The following is a 17,641-nucleotide window of genomic DNA, read 5'->3' on the forward strand; positions in this document are numbered from 1 at the left end:
AGCCGGCTATCAAGGTTCTAACGGCGGACGGGTCGCTTAGTAGCGGCCTCTCGGAGTGGCGCAAGGCACCGGTTGGCCTGCGGCCAGGGGCATGAAGCTGTCGCTGGCAGCGTCGTAGGCTTCGATCCTGCTGGTCTCGATGTCGTAGATCCAGCCATGGATGTACAGCTGACCCGCTGCAAGCCCCGAAGCCACCGAAGGGTGGGTGCGCAAGTGGTGCAGCTGGGCAATGACGTTCTCTTTGGTCAGCACTTGCATGCTTTCATGTTCGCTGCCGCACGAGCAGTTGTTCTCGACCACGGTGCGGGCCACTTCGGCGTGGCGCAGCCAGGCGCCAACGGTTGGCATCTTGGTCAGCGATTGCGGGTTGAGTACCGCACGCATCGCGCCACAGTCGGAGTGGCCGCAGATGATGATGTGGTGCACTTTAAGTGCCATCACCGCGTACTCGATAGCGCTGGAAACGCCACCGTTCATCTGGCCATAAGGCGGTACTACGTTACCTACGTTACGGGTCACGAACAGGTCGCCTGGCGAACTTTGCGTGATCAGTTCGGGCACGATGCGCGAGTCGGCGCAGGTAATGAACATGGCGCGCGGTGTTTGCGCAGTGGCGAGCTTCTTGAACAGCTCTTGCTGTTCAGGGAAGACGTCATGGTGAAAGCGCAGGAAACCGTCGACGATGTGCTTCAGGGCAGCATCGGCGCTTTCAGCGGGGACCTGGGGTACGACCTTGGATGGGTCCTTGACGGGCATGATTCATCCTCTTGACGGTGTGTAGGTAAATCCATTTTACCGGTTAAAGATTCTGGCTATGCAGGGTTTTAGATGACACGCACAGCCCATAGATCACAGTCGGTGTGGATTGGTTGCCTACGCTAACCGGGAAAACTTAACTGAAACTTAATTCGAGGGCTCTAGAACGGGCGTTCCAGATATAAAAGGCGGGATCTGAATAATAGCAAAAAAACATCAACTGCCAATATGTATTAGCGTAATTATTGGCTGACATTAGTGAGGCTTTCTGTAGGGCGTGTTTACCTTGGCTATCAGAACAGTGCCATCTGCTCGCCCGGCGGGGAAAAGGCCGAGCAATCCAGCACCTGTGACTCGCGCCCTTCGAACGCCAGGCGTTTCATCGCCTTGGCGAAACGCTGCGCCAGCAACTCGGCAAATACCCCCTCACCCCGCATGCGTGTGCCAAAGCGGCTGTCGTACAGCTCGCCATCGCGGCTCTGGCGGATCAGGCTCAGCACATGCGCAGCGCGCTGTGGGTAATGGTCGTGCAACCACTGCTCGAACAGCGACGCCACCTCCAGCGGCAGGCGCAGCAGCATGTACGCCGCGCTCTGCGCCCCGGCCGCCTTGGCCGCTTCCAACAGGCGCTCCAGTTCGCTGTCGTTGATCATCGGTATCATCGGCGAGCACAACACGCCGACCGGCACGCCTGCTTCGCGCAGCACACGAATGGCCCGCAACCTTGCCCCTGGCGCTGCCGCCCGGGGCTCGAGCACCCGCTTGAGGTCATCGTCCAGCGTAGTCAGGCTGATCATCACCCGCACCAGGCGCTGGCGGGCCATGTCGGCGAGCAGGTCGAGGTCGCGCAGCACCAGGGCCCCTTTGGTGACGATGGTCACCGGGTGGCGAAAACGCAGCAGTACCTCAAGCAGGCGCCGAGTCAGCAGTTGCTCGCGCTCGATGGGCTGGTAAGGGTCAGTGTTGGAGCCCAGGTTGATCGGTGCACACTTATACCCAGGTTTGCTCAACTGCTGCACCAGTACCTCGGCGGCGTTGGTCTTGGCGATCAGCTTGGTTTCGAAGTCCAGGCCTGGGGACAGATCCCAGTAGGCATGGGACGGGCGGGCATAGCAGTAGATACAGCCATGCTCGCAACCGCGGTAGGGGTTGATCGAGCGGTCGAAGGGCAGGTCAGGGGAAGTATTGCGCGCGATGATGGTCTTGGCGGTTTCAGCCCTGACCTCGGTGCCTTGGGTAACGGGCACCTCCTGATTCCAGCCATCGTCTTCGAGCACCGACTGGCGTGGTGCAAAACGATTGTGTGGGTTATGGCGGGTACCACGACCGCGAACAGGATCCATGCTGTTAGCCCCTTACTGGTTATGCATACAGTATATTACCAGCAGCGCCTTCACCCTTGTTGTCAGGGAGACAAGTGGCGCCTTGCATACGGCTCCAGCGACATGGGCCTGCCGGCAAATGCGTTGAACGACGCCGTCATCCGGCGCATTCCGCCCTTGGCCAGGATTTCGTCGCGCAGGCGGCGGCCCAGCGCCCGATGATCGGCGTCGGCCGCCTCGAATGCGCTGAAGGCGTCAATGGCATGGACCTGCGCCCACTTGTAGCAGTAATAACCCGCTTCATAACCCGTGACCATGTAATCGAACCCTTCGGCAAACCTGTCCTGGGCGAAGGCTTGCGGCAAGCCGACCTGCTGGGTTGCGGCAACCGCCAGCTGGCGAAGGTCGTGGCGGGCGCGATCGTCGCAATGCGCGACGAGATCGAACCAGCACAGCCGCAGTTGCTCGGCTTCCGCCACCGCCTGGAAACGACGTTTGCCAGCGAGCCACTGCTGCATCTGTGGCAATGACACTGGCGGCGCACCCGTTTCCGGCTGCGGCAACGCCAACAGTGCCGGGGCAGACCAGCATCACTGTTCGAGCAAGGTGCCGACGAATTCGCAGGCATCGGCGCCCAGCGCGGAAGTGGCGGTGCGATTGAGGCGCCGGTGCTGGTTGGTGACCAGCAACTGATGCAGGGCATGGCCCGCCTCGTGGAACAGCTTGCACAGGTCTGCGTGGTCCAAGTTGGGGGTGACTTGCCCAGGCTGCAGCTCGAAACAGCAGGAAAGCAGAACGGCGGGCAACGTCACCACACCGTCGGCCTCCACATGGCGCTGGCGCATGGGATAACTGTACGGCCAGGGCAGCTTGCCTGGGCGTTGGTAGGCATCCAGGTAGATATGCCCCAGGCGGGCATGCCCGTCCATTACCTCCAGTACCTTCACATCGGGGTGCCAACCTGCCACATCGCACGCCACGATACGCACGCCAAGCACCTGTTCATGCAGTTGCCACAGCCCCTGCAGGACGCTGCCCAGGGGGAAACGCTCGGGCAGGCTGGCGTCGATCGCCTCGTTGCCTTGCAGCCGCAGCTTTCGGCCAAGGTATGCCACGTCCCACGGGGCAAGCGCCTCGATACCCAATTCGCTACCCAGCACCTGCATCGCCTTCAGCTCCTCCTGCAGGCGCGCGCTGTTCTGCTGGATCAAGGCGTTGATGAAGGCCTCGACCTGCGAGGTGTCACGCGAGTCCTTGGCTTCAAGGCTCAACTGCGCCGCGTTGGCCAGGCCCAACAGCCGCGCACGCTCATGACGCAGCCGCAACAGCGCCTGCAGCACCGGGCCATTGTCCAGGGCGTAGTTGCCACTAAGGTCGCAAGCCAGCTGCCGTGAGGCCTGATAAACCTCTTTACGCAAATCACGCGCGTCGGCCCACTCAAGGACCACTTGCACCGTGCGCTCGTCAAGGTCGAGCAGCCAACCCGCCTGGCCCTGCGCCGCAGCCTTGACTGCCAGCCGATCACGCTCAACGCCTGGCAGGCCGGCCAGGCGCGCCTCGTGCGGCACCAGGCAAGTCCAGGCCTCACGTGCCTGGATCAGGTTACTCATGAATTGCTGCTCAAGCCCGACGATCGCCTGCTCGGTGGTGTGCAGTTGCTCGCGCGCGCCAGCGCCCAAACCATGGCCGGCGTGGCGGAACGCCCTGAGGATCAGTTTGAGCACAGCCTGGCGCTCGTCATCCAGCTGCGCGGGATCGAGGCGCTGGTAGGCTTCATACAACCTTGAGTGCTCGTGCTTGTATCGCGCCCAGTCGAGCAGCAATTGATTACAAGCATCGACCTCCACAGCCCATGCCTGGCTTTCGTACACCAACGGCACGAGCATGTGCAGCAGGTCTTCCAGCCGCTGGTCAAGCTGCTCGACGGCCAGCACCAAGCTATCCCAACCTGGCGCCGGGCCGCTGTGTTCGATGATCTGTTCGAGCGCCGCGACATTGGCGTCGCGAATGGACAAGATGGCGGGTTGAAGCTGCTCGGGCCGTAGCGACGGGTAGTCGAGCAAGCCATGGGCAATTCGAGCAAGGCCGTGATTCACGAAGCACCTCAGGGGCAAGTCAGGGGCCGACACTGTAGCCAGCCCCCTGTTACCCCGCAGAAGCTCTATGTAACGCCCTGTACCCTTACTCTGCGGGTTTCTTCAACTTCGGATTAGGGAAGAACTGCACCGTCTGTACCTTGGCCGCAGGGGTTTTCGGCTCGAGGTGGTTGACCCGTGTCCCGAGCTCCTTGGGCACCGACAAGCCCTGTTCGTTGAGCGTATCGGTAAAGCCGCAGGCCACGCACTCGCGGTGCGGTACGTCGTCTTCGCTCCACATCATCAGTTTGTCGGGCTGGCTGCATGCCGGGCATACAGCCCCGGCAATAAAGCGCTTCTTGGTCTTGTTCACGGCTACCTCACTCATGCCGCAGCGGCCTCGGCCAAGCCACTGTGGCGCAGCAATGCATCAATGGAAGGCTCACGGCCACGGAAGTCGACGAACAGTTCCATGGGCTCGCGCGAGCCGCCGCGCGCCAGGATCGCTTCGCGGAAGGCGCGGCCGGTTTCGGCATTCAGCACGCCTTCTTCCTCGAAGCGCGAGAAAGCGTCGGCCGACAGCACTTCAGCCCACTTGTAGCTGTAGTAACCCGCTGCGTAACCGCCGGCAAAGATGTGCGCAAAGCTGTTGGGGAAACGGTTGTACGCCGGCGGGCGCATGACCGAGACCTCATCGCGTACGCCTTCGAGCACCTGCAGCACGCTACGCCCGTCACCATGGCTGGCATGCAGTTCGAAGTCGAACAGCGAGAACTCCAGTTGGCGCACCATCATCATGCCCGACTGGAAGTTCTTCGCCGCCAGCATCTTGTCCAGCAGGTCCTGTGGCAGGGCCGCACCGGTTTCATAATGCCCCGAAATAAGCGCCAGGCCTTCCGGCTCCCAGCACCAGTTTTCCATGAACTGGCTAGGCAGCTCGACGGCATCCCAAGCCACGCCATTGATGCCGGAAACCCCGGCATGCTCGATGCGCGTCAGCATGTGGTGCAGGCCGTGGCCAAATTCGTGGAACAGCGTGGTGACCTCATCATGGGTCAGCAGCGCCGGCTTGCCAGGCGCAGCCGGGGTGAAGTTGCACACAAGGTTGGCCACCGGGCTTTGCAACTGGCCGCTGGCGGTGCGGCGCCGGTCACGCGCGCCGTCCATCCAGGCACCCCCGCGCTTGTTGGCACGGGCATACAGGTCGAAGAAGAAGCGCCCGACGTGCTGGCCGTTTTCCTTGATTTCGAACAGGCGGACATCCGGGTGCCAGCTGTCGAAGCCCTTCAACTCGGCGATTTCGATGCCATACAGGCGCTGCACGATGCTGAACAGGCCGCTAAGTACCTTGTCGATCGGGAAGTAGGCGCGCAGGGCCTCCTGCGACACGCTGTAGCGCTGTTCGCGCAGCTTCTCGCCATAGTACCCGGCGTCCCAACTGGCCAGCTCTGGGCAGCCTTGCTCGGCGGCATAGGCCTTGAGCTGCTGCAGGTCCTGGGCGGCGAACGGCTTGGAGCGTTGAGCCAGGTCGCGCAGGAAGCTCAGTACCTGGTCGCTGGACTCGGCCATCTTGGTCGCCAGGCTCAGCTCGGCGTAGTTCTTGTAGCCCAGCAGCTCGGCCAGTTCCTGACGCAGGTCGAGGATTTGCTCCATCACCGGCCCGTTGTCGTTCTGGCCAGCGTTCGGGCCCTGGTCCGAGGCGCGGGTGCAGTAGGCCGCGTACACCTCTTCGCGCAGGGCGCGGTCGCTGGCGTAGGTCATCACGGCGTAGTAGCTGGGGAATTCCAGGGTGATCAGCCAGCCGTCGAGGCCCTTGGCCTGCGCTGCAGCGGCCATTTGCGCCTTGGCCGAATCGGTCAGGCCGGCCAGTGCGGCCTCGTCGGTCACATGCTTGGTCCAGGCCTGGGTGGCGTCCAGCAACTGGTTGGAGAAGCGGCTGCCCAGCTCACTGAGCTTGCTTTGCACATCGGCATAGCGCTGCTGCTTGTCCGCTGGCAGGTCGATACCCGACAGACGGAAGTCACGCAGGGCATGTTCGAGTATGGTTTTTTGCGCCACATCGAAACCGGCGGCCTCCGGGCCGCTGATCAGCGCCTGGTAGGCTTCGAACAACGCACGGTTCTGGCCCAGTTCGGTAGAGTAGGCGCTGAGCGCTGGCAGGCACGACTCGTAAGCCTCGCGCAATTCGGCGCTGTTGCACACCGCGTTGAGGTGGCTGACCGGGCTCCAGGCCGCACCCAGGCGGTCGTTCAGTTCGTCCATGGCCAGCACCAGGCCGGCCCAGGTGGGGTTGCTGCCCTGCTTTTCGAGGATCTCGGCAATGGCTTTACGGTTGTCGGCCAGGATCGCTTCGATCGCCGGCAACACGTGTTCGGCACGGATTTGCGAGAAGGGCGGCAGATCGTAGGACTGCAGAAGCGGGTTGTTCGCACTCACGGTTCGGATACCTTGGCAGAAGAAACACTGCCCCATCTTAATTACAATCGACGCCGACCGCAGCAGGCAGCCTGCCTATCGACACAGATGAGAGACGCTATCATGGCCATTCGCAGCTTCCAGCAACACACTCCGAAAGTGGGGCCCAGGGCATTCGTCGACCGTTCGGCGGTGGTGCTGGGCGACGTTGAAATCGGCGAAGACAGCTCGGTCTGGCCACTGACCGTGGTGCGCGGCGACGTGCACCGCATCCGGATTGGTGCGCGCACCAGCGTGCAGGACGGCAGCGTGCTGCATATCACCCACGCCGGCCCGTTCAACCCGGACGGCTTCGCGCTGATCATCGGCGACGAAGTGACCATCGGTCACAAGGTGATGCTGCATGGCTGCACGTTGGGTAACCGCATTCTGGTCGGCATGGGCAGCACGGTCATGGACGGTGCGATCGTGGAGGATGAAGTGATAATTGGCGCCGGCAGCCTGGTGCCGCCAGGCAAACGCCTGGTCAGCGGCTACCTGTACATGGGCAGCCCGGTGAAACAGGCGCGGCTGCTCAATGACCAGGAGCGGGCGTTTTTCGCCTACAGCGCCAGCAACTATGTGAAGCTCAAGGACCAGCACCTGGCCGAAGGCTTCGATCAACCTGAATGAGCGCATTCGCGTGGAACCTTGTACATGCACCAGCAAAACATCCTGTTCGACCTCGACGGCACCCTGACCGACCCACGCCTGGGCATCACCCGTTCGATCCAGTATGCCTTGGCAAAGCTGGGCATCGATGAGCCAGACCTGGCCCGCCTCGAGCACTTCATCGGCCCACCTTTGTTGCAGGCGTTCATGCAGTTCTATGGTTTCGACGAAGCCAAGGCGTGGGAGGCGGTCAATTTCTACCGCGAGCGCTTCCGCGTGACCGGGCTGTACGAAAACCTGGTGTTCGCCGGCGTGCCGGAGCTGCTCCAAGCCCTGAACAGCCAGGGCCGCACGCTGTATATCGCCACTTCCAAACCGTGGGAGTTTGCCCGCGAAATTGCCCGGCACTTCGCCTTCGACCACCACTTCAAGGTGATCTACGGCAGCGAACTGGACGGCACGCGCACCAACAAGGTTGAGCTGATTCGCCATTTGCTGGACGAAGAAGGGCTGGACCCGGCGCAGACGCTGATGATCGGTGACCGCAAGCATGACCTGATCGGCGCGCGCAGCAATGGTTTGCAGGCCGTGGCGGTGGGCTATGGGTTTGGTAGCCGGGAAGAGTTGATGGCCGAAGCACCGGCTTTCCACTTCGCCACGCTGGCCGAGATGCATCAGGCATTTACCAAGGCCTGAGGGCCTTCAGGGCTGCTTTGCAGCCCATGCGGTCACTGTGGGAGTTGGCTTGCCGACGATGGGCCGCAAAGCGGCCCCAAAGGCTCACCGGCCAGCCATCAACTTCTGCAGCGCCGCCTTCCTTTCAGCGATGGGCAACCTCCCCAACTGCTCAACCCGTTCATAGAACCGCCCCCAATCCCCGCCAACCGCGCGAAACACCGCCGCAAACGCCGGCACCCACTGGTCATACAGCCCGAACGGCAACAGCTTGGCATTGTTCATGGGCCCGTACACCCAGGCGTCAAAGCGCTTGTCGCCGCCCCACTGGCTGTCCCGCACCTGCTGGTAGTCACGCCTGAGCCGCGCGAACTCCGCCCGCTTGGCCTGGCGCTTGTGCGCATCATCCAGCGGCCCGGCGTAAATCGTCTGCAACCGCTCGCGGCTGGCCAGCACCAGTTGGATAAACTGCTCCCGCTGCTGCCCCTGATCGCCACTCACCGCAGCCAGCCCGCGCGCCGCGCGCCATTGCCGGGTGCCTTCCTGTTCGACGAACGAGGCAAAGGACTCGTTGAACTCGGTGTCGTCCTGCACATAAAAGCGCTGGTGCGCCAGCTCGTGAAAGATCAAGGTCGCCAGGCGTTCGTCACCCCAGCCCACCATCGACGACAGAATAGGGTCGTCGAACCAGCCCAAGGTGGAATAGGCCTCCACCCCGCCCACGTACACATCCAGCCCTTCCTCACGCATCAACGCTGCCGCGCCACGCGCTGCACCTTGCTGGTAGTAGCCGCGGTACGCCACGCAACCCGCTATCGGAAAACAGTGGGTCACCGGTTGCAGTGAGAGCTCTGGCGTGGCGAAAACATTCCAAACCACATAGGGGCGCCCAAGGTCGGCGTATACCCGGTAGCTGCGGTTATCCGGCAGCTTCAGCTGCTGGCTGGCAAACGCCCGCGCCTGTTCCGCCCGTTGCAGGCGCGCCCGTAACAGGGGAGGGGTAGCAGGGTCGGCGACCACCTGTTCCACCGGTTGCCGCGCGCGCAGCAGTTGCCACTGGCCTTGCGCAAGCTGGCCGTAATAGGCCGCACTGCTGCAACCGCTCAGCAGAAGCACCGCCAGCAGCGGAACCAAACGGGTGAAAACGCGGTCGAGTGGCCCAGGGCCTGAGCGCTGCATAAGAAAAAGTCGAAGCATCGGGACTGTCTGACTCGCTCAAGGCCGATTCGCTCCAAGACTATCTCGCCACGGGGGAGTTTCGCCATGCGTGCATTGTGGGTCGCCGGTTCACTGTTGCTGTTATCTGCCTGTTCAACGCTGCCAGACCCAGACCCGAACCAGGCCTGGATCGACCTCACGCCCTACGACAACACCTCGTTGCACGCGGTGCAGGTCGATGAGCGCGATTGGGCCGACAACCGGTACTTCGAAGTGCAGCCTGGCAGCCACGAGTTGACCGTGCGCTACCAGTTTCCGGTCAACCCCAGCAACATCGGCCCGGTCGACCAACCCCTGTGGCGAGATTGCCAGGTAAAGCTGGCGTTCAAAGACTTCAACGCCGGACAACGCTATCAGCTGCAGGCCGGGAGCATCGGCTTCCGCCCGTGGGTGAAGTTGTATGACCAGCAACAAAAACTGCTGGGCCAGGGCCTGCCAGCGGGCTGCCAGCATACGTAACCACGCAAACGGCGCTATGCTGTTAACGTGCCAATCGCAAGTGGGAGCTTTGCCATGCGCCAGCCCATGATGCTGATCGCCCTCAGTGCACTGGGGGCTTGCGCCAGCCCCTTGCCGCCGGTCGACCCTAAGCAAGCCTGGGTCGACTTGTACACCATGACCCCCGGCCGGGTAATCATGGCCGACCGCCTTGACGGGAAGCGCCTGGACGACGGCCGATACTTTCAGGTAACCCCCGGCAAGCATGAGCTGGTCGTGCGCTTCGATTACGAGATCTACTCTGGCGGGATGCTGACCGACCCCAGGGACCGTACCTGTTACCTGACTGTGCGCTTCGATGACTTCAAGGCTGGGGAACGTTATCGCCTGGAGGCGCGGGCGCCGGTAATGGAGCCGCAGGTATTGCTGTATGACGCCAGCCGCACGGTGCTGGTGAATGAGCCTAGCGATGTGTTCTGTATTCCGTAGGCGGGGGTGCGGCGGGTAGGGGGGGCTGCGAGTCAGGGGCTGCTGCGCAGCCCATCGCGACGCAAGGCCGCTCCTACAAGGGTCTGTGGAAGCGGGCTTTTGTCGCAAATGGGCCGCGAAGCGGCCACTCATGCTCGAGCGCTAGCGATCATTCTTCTGGTAAATGATCTTCTTGGTCCCGCCATCGCACGTCCCGACCACCATATTCGGGTCCTGGACCTCACTGTTAGGCACGATCTCCAGGGTGTACGAAGCCACCCCTTGGGCCTGGATCTTGGCCTCGATCTCGGCTTTCAGTTCCTCGCACGGCTTGACCGCCGCCAGCGCAGACGTGGCGACCAGCGAAGCGAACACGGCGATTGCTACGCGAATCATGGAACGGCTCCTGAAAAGGCAGTATTGCTGCCGACGTTGGTTAGACTACAGCAAACTGCCATCGTTGCGCCGCTTCAGCCCACCAACGCCGCATCCAGGCTGATCTTGGCGTTGAGCACCTTCGACACCGGGCAGCCTGCTTTGGCCTTGTTGGCAATTTCCAGGAACTGCGCCTCGCTGGCGCCTGGCACCTTGGCTCGCAACACCAGGTGTACAGCGGTAATGGCAAAACCATCAGGCTGCTTGTCGAGGGTGACTTCCGCCGCCGTGTCGATCCGGTCCGGGGTGAGCCCGGCCTCGCCGAGCATCATCGACAGCGCCATCGAGAAGCAGCCCGCATGCGCCGCACCGATCAGTTCCTCTGGGTTGGTACCCGGCGTGTCCTCGAAACGGGTGTTGAAGCCATAAGGGTTCTGCTTGAGGGCGCCGCTTTCGGTTGAAAGCAGGCCTTTGCCGTCCTTCAAACCACCTTGCCAGATCGCCGATGCTGTCTTCTTCATGATGCCTCCTTGTCACTCGGTTACGTGCCTATGGGTTCAGAGGTCAGATACGCCCGGCAAGTTCAGAGCAATTGCGCACCCCCATTGAATCCAACGATTACGCCCATACAGAGTCATAAAGGCCTCTGGCCAATCATTCTTGCGGAGGCCCCATGACGCAGCTAAGTGACCTGAAGATTTCCACCCTCGACCTTGTGCCCGTTCGCGCCGATGCCGGCCCGGCGCAGTCGCTGCGCAACTCGCTGGACCTGGCGCAGCACGTCGAACGCTTCGGCTACAACCGCTTCTGGGTGGCCGAACACCACAACATGGACGGCATCGCCAGCTCGGCGACCTCGGTGCTTATCGGCTACCTCGCCGGGGGCACTTCGAGCATTCGCGTAGGCTCCGGCGGGGTCATGCTGCCCAACCATGCGCCGTTGGTGATCGCCGAGCAGTTCGGCACCCTCGCCAGCCTGTACCCGGGGCGCATCGACCTCGGCCTTGGCCGTGCGCCAGGCTCCGACCAGATGACTGCATACGCCTTGCGCCGAGACCGCGCAGGTGGCCCGGACGATTTCCCGGACGACGTCGAAGAGCTGTCACGCTACCTTGGCCCCCGAACCGATGATCAAAAAGTGATCGCTGTGCCTGGGCACGACACCGATGTGCCCATGTGGCTGCTGGGCTCCAGCCTGTTCAGCGCGCAACTGGCCGGTATGCGCGGCATGCCCTATGCCTTCGCCTCGCACTTCGCGCCGCGTTACATGCACGAGGCAATCCGCGTGTATCGCAACCACTTCAAACCGTCCACCACGCTGGACAAACCCTATGTGATGCTGGGCATTCCCATGGTGGTTGCCGAAACCGATGAACAGGCCGAATACCTGGCCACTTCGGTGTACCAGCGCATTCTGGCGCTGATTCGCGGGCAGAGCCTGATGCAGAAAGCCCCGGTACCCAGCATGGACGGCTTATGGCTGCCCCATGAACGCGATGCGGTAGGCAGCTTCCTGGGGTTGGCGATGATCGGCAGCCCGCAGAAAGTACGCGCAAAAGTGGAGGTGTTGCTGGAGCAAACCGGGGCGGATGAGCTGATGTTTACCTGTGACCTGTACGAGCATGCAGACCGTATCCGCGCTTATGAGCTGCTGGCGCAGGCTTTGAAGAGCGAGTGAACCCCTTCGCGAGTGCCCCCGCGAAGGGGCCACCGCGTCAGCCGCGGCGGTAGACGATTTCCTTGGTGCCGCCTTCGCAGCTGCCGATCACCTTGCCCGCCGGGTCGCCCTTTTTGACGATCTCCAGCTTGTAGCCAACAACCCCCTTGGCATCGAGCTTGGCGGCAATTTCCGCTTTCAGCTCCTCGCAGGGTTTGCCCGCCGCCATCGCGCCACCGGCCAGCGTCATCAGGCCCAGCGCCAGTATCAGTTTGTTCATCACTTGCATTCCTTGTGCAGATGAAACCAGAAAGGGGCGCCCACCAGGGCGCACTGTTCCTAATACCCCATCAGTGCAACCTGTTCCAGCCTGGCTGTGTTTCAGCTATTGGCGATACGGAAGCCCACCTTCAACGTCACCTGGAAGTGCGCGACCTTGTTGTCGCGAATATGGCCACGGGTCTCGGCCACCTCGAACCACTCCATGTGCTTGATGCTCTGGCCGGCTTCGGCCAGGGCATTGTTGATCGCATCTTCGATACTGGTAGGCGAAGACCCCACCAGTTCGACCTTCTTGTAGGTGTGATGATCGGTCATGAGCGCTCTCCTTGGGTAACAGTGATATTCAGCCTGGCAGTGCGAGCCTGGTTTATCTGCGAGCTGTCATCAGGGGCGAAAGTTCGATCGCACTTTCGTGCAGCCCAAGGGTCGCAGTTCATAGAGTCCATACTGCAAAGGAGAGTCAACATGCCCCGCAATTCGCTGCGTAAAACATCCCTGGAAAGCATGGAAGCAGAGATCGAAAGCCTGCTGAAAAGCCTGGAAAGCCTGAAGCACGATGCCTCCGAAGAAACCCAGAAATCAGTCAAGGCCATGCGCAGCAACGCCGAGAGTGCCCTGCGCCATTCGCGCAGCCTGCTGAGCGATGCCTATGAGGAAGTCAAGGAGCGTACCCGCCAAACCGGCATCGCCACCCGCGACTATGCCCAGGAGCACCCGTACACCACTGCCGGTGTAGCCATCGGCGCTCTGGGCTTGCTGGCAGCTTACCTGCTGTGCAAGCGCAACTAAGCGCTCTGCCCTAGCAGTTCTGCCCGCAACCATTGCGCCAGTTGCTCGGCGCGCCCGTCTGCGGCGCGCCGAGGTACCCACAGCGCCAACGCCGCCGGGGTCGGTGAAAAGCCCCACGGCGCACTCAGGCGGCCCGCCCGCAGGTCATCGGCGACCAGAGGTTGCGGCGCAATCGCCACGCCCAGTCCCGCCACCGCAGCTTCCAACAGGTAATACAAGTGCTCGAAAGCCTGCCCGTAGTGCATGGCAGCCGGCTCCAGGCCCTGCTGCGCCGCCCAGGTCGGCCAAGCCTGTGGGCGCGAGGTGGTGTGCAACACGGCTTCTTCGAGCAAAGCTTTGGCTGGCGCCCCCAGCAAGCGCTGGTAACCGGCGAAGTGCGGGCTCAGCACCGGGCCGATTCGCTCCTCGGCCAACACATGCACCTGCATGTCTGCCGGCCACGGGGGCTCGGCATACACCAATAGCGCATCCAGCCCTGGCCGCCTTGGATCAAGGTCACCCTCACCGGCTGAAAGGTGCAGGCGCAGCTCTGGCAAGTCTGCCTGCAAGCGCCCCAACCGCGGGATGAACCAGCGCGCCAGCAGGCTGCCTGAACAACCCAGTACGAACGGGGCCTCGCGGGTATCGCGGCTCAGTTCGGCACATGCGCTGCGCAAGCGGTCGAACGCCTCGCCACTGGCATCGCGTAGGCGCAGGCCGGCATCTGTGAGTTTGATGCCACGCCCTTCCTTGACGAACAACGCCACCCCCAGATGCTCCTCAAGCACCTTGATCTGCCGGCTCACGGCACCATGGGTAACGTGCAACGCCTCGGCCGCCTGGCTGACACTGTTAAGCCTGGCAGTGGCCTCGAAAGCACGCAGGGCATTGAGGGGAGGGAGGTCGTGAGCCATTACCTGTGAGTTTTCCTGACAAGTTTGCGCAATCTTATCGGTTTTCAGCCGGGCCTGTCGTGGTTAGAGTAAAGCCCATCACTCATTGCCTACGCCCTGGAGCGCCCCATGACCCAGTCCCAATACCGCCCCGGCCCCGACGCCAATGGCCTGTTCGGCTCGTTCGGCGGCCGCTATGTGGCCGAAACCCTGATGCCACTGGTGCTGGACCTGGCCCGGGAATACGAAGCGGCCAAGGCCGACCCGCAATTCCTTGAAGAGCTGGCCTATTTCCAGCGCGACTACATCGGCCGCCCCAACCCGCTGTACTTCGCCGAGCGCCTGACCGAACACTGCGGCGGCGCCAAGATCTTCTTCAAGCGTGAAGAGCTCAACCACACCGGCGCGCACAAGGTGAACAACTGCATCGGCCAGGTGCTGCTGGCCAAGCGCATGGGCAAGAAACGCCTGATAGCCGAAACCGGCGCCGGCATGCACGGCGTAGCGACCGCTACCGTCGCTGCGCGCTTCGGCCTGCCCTGCGTGATCTACATGGGCGCCACCGATATCGAACGCCAGCAGGCCAACGTTTTCCGCATGAAGCTGCTGGGCGCCGAGATCGTTCCGGTTACCGCGGGCACCGGCACCCTCAAGGACGCCATGAACGAAGCGCTGCGCGACTGGGTGACCAACGTCGACGACACGTTCTACCTGATCGGCACCGTGGCGGGCCCGCACCCATACCCGGCAATGGTCCGCGACTTCCAGTCGATCATCGGCAAGGAAACCCGTGCCCAGTTGCAGGAAAAGGAAGGCCGCCTGCCGGACAGCCTGGTCGCCTGCGTGGGGGGTGGCTCCAACGCCATGGGCCTGTTCCATGAGTTCCTCGAAGAGCCAAGCGTCCAGATCATCGGCGTTGAAGCCGGCGGCCACGGTGTGCACACCGACAAGCATGCTGCCAGCCTGAACGGCGGTGTGCCCGGCGTACTGCACGGCAACCGCACCTATCTGTTGCAGGACGATGACGGCCAGATTACCGACGCTCACTCGATTTCGGCCGGCCTCGACTACCCGGGCATCGGCCCCGAGCATGCCTACCTGCATGAGGTGAAGCGCGTTGAATACGTCAGCATCACCGATGACGAAGCGCTGGATGCCTTCCACGCCACGTGCCGCCTGGAGGGCATCATCCCGGCCCTGGAAAGCGCTCACGCCCTGGCCGAGGCAATCAAGCGCGCCCCGCAGCTGCCCAAGGACCACCTGATGGTGATCTGCCTGTCGGGCCGCGGCGACAAAGACATGCAAACCGTCATGAGCCACATGGCCGCCCAGGAGAAACAGGCATGAGCCGTCTAGAACAACGCTTCGCCGAGTTGAAAGCCGAAGGCCGCTCGGCACTGGTCACCTTCGTTACCGCAGGCGACCCGGGCTATGACGCCTCGCTGCAGATCCTCAAGGGTCTGCCTGCTGCAGGCGCCGATGTGATCGAACTGGGCATGCCATTCACCGACCCGATGGCCGATGGCGTAGCCATCCAGCTCGCTACCCTGCGCGCGTTGGAAGCGGGCCAGAACCTGGTCAAGACCCTGCAGATGGTTCGTGAATTCCGTGTGGACAACCACACCACGCCGATCGTGCTGATGGGCTACTACAACCCGATCCACCGTTTTGGCGTGGAAGCGTTCGTGAATGAAGCCAAGCAGGCTGGCGTCGATGGCCTGATCATCGTCGACCTGCCGCCGGAGCACGATGCAGAACTGGCGACCCCGGCCCAGGCTGCAGGTATCGACTTCATTCGCCTGACCACCCCGACCACCGACGACGCGCGCCTGCCGCGTGTGCTGGCGCGCAGCTCCGGGTTCGTCTACTACGTGTCCGTGGCCGGTGTGACCGGGGCCGGCTCGGCGACCACCGAGCACGTGACCGAAGCCATTGCCCGCCTGCGTCGGCATACCGACCTGCCGATCAGCGTTGGCTTCGGCATTCGCACCCCAGAGCAGGCGGCGAACATCGCCCGGCTGGCCGATGGCGTGGTAGTGGGCTCGGCGCTGGTCGACAAGATTGCCCAGGCCAACACGGCCGAACAGGCGGTGAGCGATGTGTTGAGCCTGTGCTCGGCACTGGCGGAAGGGGTGCGCGGCGCCCGTCGCTGACCGGCGTCGCCTTCATCGCCGGCAAGCCAGCTCCCACAGCTACAGCGCCACCCTCAGGCCCTGTGAAATCCTTGTGGGAGCTGGCTTGCCAGCGATGAGCACAACACAAGCACTGAAGGTTCAGCCCCCAAAAACCGACAGGTTCAACGGCCTCACAGCCCCCATCCAGATCGCATGGTCCCGATGGTCCGCCAGTTCATCACCGGTCAGCGGGTGCATGAACACCACCAAACCCTGGCGATGCAGTGCCAACCAAGGCAACACCACCCCCACCACTTCCGGACCGAAAGCCAGCTGGCAGCTCCAGTCCGGGTGCGGGCCCACCGGCTTCTGGTGCATGCGCCCCATGCTCACGGGAAAGAGCCGCGCCGCTTCCTCACACAGCGCCCGAGCCTGCTCCAGGGTCGCTGCATCATAGTAAATGTGGGCGTGGTAACCCTTGATCCTCTGCACGGTACCTCCTGGGCCCAAAGCCCGCGTGACTCTGCGCCGAACTCACCCTTACCGGCTTCGCTCGTGCTCCAACCAACCTACGAATCGCTCGATCAACGCGCCCCGGCGTTTGCGCGGCGGCAACACCGCATAATAACCGCGTTCCGAGCGCAGGCTGCCCTCCAGTGGCCGGCAGAGCAAACCCTGCTCGACCAGCCCATCCACCAGGTGCCCCCAGCCAATCGCCACCCCTTGCCCGGCAATCGCCGCCTGTATCAGCAGCGTGTAGTTATCGAACCGCAGTTGCCCGGCTGGCGGTGGGCTGGCCACGCCAAACCCGCGAAATACACCCGCCCAGTCAAACCAGCGGCTGGCCTGCTCACCTTTGAGGTGCAACAACGGCAAGCGCTGCAAAGCCACGGCTGACATGGGTTTGCCATGAATCAGGCGGGGGCTGCACACCGGGAAAACCTCCTCATCGAACAACCAGCGGCTTTCGCCCTGATGAAAGCGCCCATCACCAAACAGCACGGCCACATCGATGTCCGGGCGCAACATGCCCTGGCTGCGCTCACCGGTCACCAGGCTGACATCCACGTGTGGATAAGCCTCGTGGAAGCGCTGCAGGCGCGGCATCAGCCAGAACGCCGCGAACGCGAAGTCGGTGGCCACCTGCAGCACTTCACGCTGGCCGCGCCCACTGACCTGGGCAATACCTTCGTCCATGGCCTGCAAACCTTGGTGCACATGCTCGAACAACAGCTGGCCGGCCTCGGTGAGTTCGATCCCGCGGTACACCCGATCGAACAGGCGTGTGCCCAACTGCGCCTCCAGCCGTTTTACCTGCTGGCTTACCGCAGGCTGGGTGGTGCCCAGCGCCAGGGCCGCCGCAGTGAAGCCACGCAAACGGGCCGCGGCCTCGAACACCCGCAACGTATCCAACGACAGTTCGGCAAAGCGCTCAAACATAAGCTTGGCTAATCCCAGTCATTGCCCGCCATGGGCTTTACCCATGTTATCCACAGTCGCATCTTGATAGGCAAGCGGTTCGCATAACCTTCAA

20 protein-coding genes and 1 pseudogene are annotated in these 17,641 nt (G+C 62.6%); 8 read left to right on the top strand and 13 right to left on the bottom strand.

What is annotated here, in order from left to right; all coding sequences use genetic code 11:
• Positions 1 to 36: 36 nt before the first annotated feature.
• From APH30_RS01190 to prlC, 5 genes and pseudogenes are all read right to left on the bottom strand, one after another.
• Entirely contained in the window at positions 37 to 756 is a 720-nt protein-coding gene (locus tag APH30_RS01190; protein WP_009683612.1) for a carbonic anhydrase, read from the bottom strand.
• 293 nt (positions 757 to 1,049) lie between these two features.
• Complete coding sequence (locus APH30_RS01195; RefSeq protein WP_054911459.1) at positions 1,050 to 2,099, bottom strand: PA0069 family radical SAM protein; 1,050 nt, start codon at positions 2,097 to 2,099, stop codon at positions 1,050 to 1,052.
• Positions 2,100 to 2,161: 62 nt separating this feature from the next.
• Positions 2,162 to 3,964 (bottom strand): annotated as a pseudogene (locus APH30_RS01200) (M3 family metallopeptidase).
• A 295-nt stretch (positions 3,965 to 4,259) separates the two neighbouring features.
• Positions 4,260 to 4,541 carry a YheV family putative zinc ribbon protein gene (locus APH30_RS01205; RefSeq protein ID WP_009683615.1) on the bottom strand — a complete coding sequence of 94 codons (282 nt, stop codon included), beginning with the start codon at positions 4,539 to 4,541 and terminating at the stop codon, positions 4,260 to 4,262.
• The gene (prlC, locus tag APH30_RS01210) at positions 4,538 to 6,589 is read right to left on the bottom strand and encodes an oligopeptidase A (protein ID WP_054911460.1); all 2,052 of its coding nucleotides are present in this window, start codon (positions 6,587 to 6,589) and stop codon (positions 4,538 to 4,540) included. The genes APH30_RS01205 and prlC overlap by 4 nt, the downstream gene beginning before the upstream one ends.
• A 102-nt stretch (positions 6,590 to 6,691) precedes the next feature.
• On the opposite strand from prlC, the gene APH30_RS01215 reads away from it, so the two are divergent.
• A complete protein-coding gene (locus APH30_RS01215) occupies positions 6,692 to 7,240 on the top strand; it encodes a gamma carbonic anhydrase family protein (protein ID WP_054911461.1) in 549 nt (182 codons plus the stop codon).
• 24 nt (positions 7,241 to 7,264) lie between these two features.
• Positions 7,265 to 7,915, top strand: coding sequence for an HAD family hydrolase (locus tag APH30_RS01220; protein WP_009683618.1), 651 nt, complete (start codon positions 7,265 to 7,267; stop codon positions 7,913 to 7,915).
• 84 nt (positions 7,916 to 7,999) lie between these two features.
• Here the strand turns inward: APH30_RS01220 and APH30_RS01225 are convergent, their stop codons facing one another.
• A complete protein-coding gene (locus APH30_RS01225) occupies positions 8,000 to 9,073 on the bottom strand; it encodes an aminopeptidase (RefSeq protein WP_054911462.1) in 1,074 nt (357 codons plus the stop codon).
• 84 nt (positions 9,074 to 9,157) lie between these two features.
• On the opposite strand from APH30_RS01225, the gene APH30_RS01230 reads away from it, so the two are divergent.
• Positions 9,158 to 9,571: a hypothetical protein gene (locus APH30_RS01230; RefSeq protein WP_029887968.1), complete on the top strand. Its 414-nt coding sequence runs from the start codon at positions 9,158 to 9,160 to the stop codon at positions 9,569 to 9,571.
• A gap of 54 nt (positions 9,572 to 9,625) precedes the next feature.
• The gene (locus APH30_RS01235) at positions 9,626 to 10,039 is read left to right on the top strand and encodes a hypothetical protein (RefSeq protein ID WP_009682185.1); all 414 of its coding nucleotides are present in this window, start codon (positions 9,626 to 9,628) and stop codon (positions 10,037 to 10,039) included.
• Between the two features lie 141 nt (positions 10,040 to 10,180).
• Here APH30_RS01235 and APH30_RS01240 read toward each other — a convergent pair whose 3' ends face one another.
• Entirely contained in the window at positions 10,181 to 10,414 is a 234-nt protein-coding gene (locus tag APH30_RS01240) for a DUF1161 domain-containing protein (RefSeq protein WP_009682184.1), read from the bottom strand.
• Positions 10,415 to 10,488: 74 nt separating this feature from the next.
• Positions 10,489 to 10,914, bottom strand: coding sequence for an OsmC family protein (locus APH30_RS01245; protein ID WP_054911463.1), 426 nt, complete (start codon positions 10,912 to 10,914; stop codon positions 10,489 to 10,491).
• A 152-nt stretch (positions 10,915 to 11,066) separates the two neighbouring features.
• Here APH30_RS01245 and APH30_RS01250 point away from each other — a divergent pair, with 152 nt between their 5' ends.
• Positions 11,067 to 12,071: an LLM class flavin-dependent oxidoreductase gene (locus tag APH30_RS01250; RefSeq protein WP_054911464.1), complete on the top strand. Its 1,005-nt coding sequence runs from the start codon at positions 11,067 to 11,069 to the stop codon at positions 12,069 to 12,071.
• Between the two features lie 37 nt (positions 12,072 to 12,108).
• Here APH30_RS01250 and APH30_RS01255 read toward each other — a convergent pair whose 3' ends face one another.
• Both APH30_RS01255 and APH30_RS01260 read right to left on the bottom strand, forming a co-directional pair.
• Entirely contained in the window at positions 12,109 to 12,330 is a 222-nt protein-coding gene (locus APH30_RS01255) for a DUF1161 domain-containing protein (RefSeq protein WP_029887970.1), read from the bottom strand.
• Positions 12,331 to 12,431: 101 nt separating this feature from the next.
• Positions 12,432 to 12,647, bottom strand: coding sequence for a dodecin (locus tag APH30_RS01260; protein WP_009682180.1), 216 nt, complete (start codon positions 12,645 to 12,647; stop codon positions 12,432 to 12,434).
• Positions 12,648 to 12,797: 150 nt separating this feature from the next.
• On the opposite strand from APH30_RS01260, the gene APH30_RS01265 reads away from it, so the two are divergent.
• Positions 12,798 to 13,121, top strand: coding sequence for a YqjD family protein (locus APH30_RS01265; protein WP_009682179.1), 324 nt, complete (start codon positions 12,798 to 12,800; stop codon positions 13,119 to 13,121).
• On the opposite strand, the gene APH30_RS01270 is transcribed toward APH30_RS01265, so the two are convergent.
• Positions 13,118 to 14,014 (bottom strand): LysR family transcriptional regulator, encoded by an 897-nt coding sequence (locus APH30_RS01270; protein ID WP_054911465.1) that lies wholly within the window; start codon positions 14,012 to 14,014, stop codon positions 13,118 to 13,120. The two genes, APH30_RS01265 and APH30_RS01270, sit on opposite strands and share 4 nt — an antisense overlap.
• A gap of 108 nt (positions 14,015 to 14,122) precedes the next feature.
• Here APH30_RS01270 and trpB point away from each other — a divergent pair, with 108 nt between their 5' ends.
• Positions 14,123 to 15,340, top strand: a complete 1,218-nt coding sequence (gene trpB / locus APH30_RS01275; RefSeq protein ID WP_029887973.1) for a tryptophan synthase subunit beta — start codon at positions 14,123 to 14,125, stop codon at positions 15,338 to 15,340.
• The gene (gene trpA / locus APH30_RS01280) at positions 15,337 to 16,146 is read left to right on the top strand and encodes a tryptophan synthase subunit alpha (protein WP_054911466.1); all 810 of its coding nucleotides are present in this window, start codon (positions 15,337 to 15,339) and stop codon (positions 16,144 to 16,146) included. The genes trpB and trpA overlap by 4 nt, the downstream gene beginning before the upstream one ends.
• 120 nt (positions 16,147 to 16,266) lie before the next feature.
• Here the strand turns inward: trpA and APH30_RS01285 are convergent, their stop codons facing one another.
• Both APH30_RS01285 and APH30_RS01290 read right to left on the bottom strand, forming a co-directional pair.
• On the bottom strand, positions 16,267 to 16,599 hold the full coding sequence (locus APH30_RS01285) for a DOPA 4,5-dioxygenase family protein (RefSeq protein ID WP_009682330.1): 333 nt from the start codon (positions 16,597 to 16,599) through the stop codon (positions 16,267 to 16,269).
• Between the two features lie 48 nt (positions 16,600 to 16,647).
• Entirely contained in the window at positions 16,648 to 17,547 is a 900-nt protein-coding gene (locus APH30_RS01290; RefSeq protein ID WP_009682331.1) for a LysR family transcriptional regulator, read from the bottom strand.
• Positions 17,548 to 17,641 lie beyond the last annotated feature (94 nt).

It is taken from the genome of Pseudomonas sp. NBRC 111127 (genome assembly GCF_001320345.1).
GTDB classification, from domain to species: domain Bacteria; phylum Pseudomonadota; class Gammaproteobacteria; order Pseudomonadales; family Pseudomonadaceae; genus Aquipseudomonas; species Aquipseudomonas juntendi.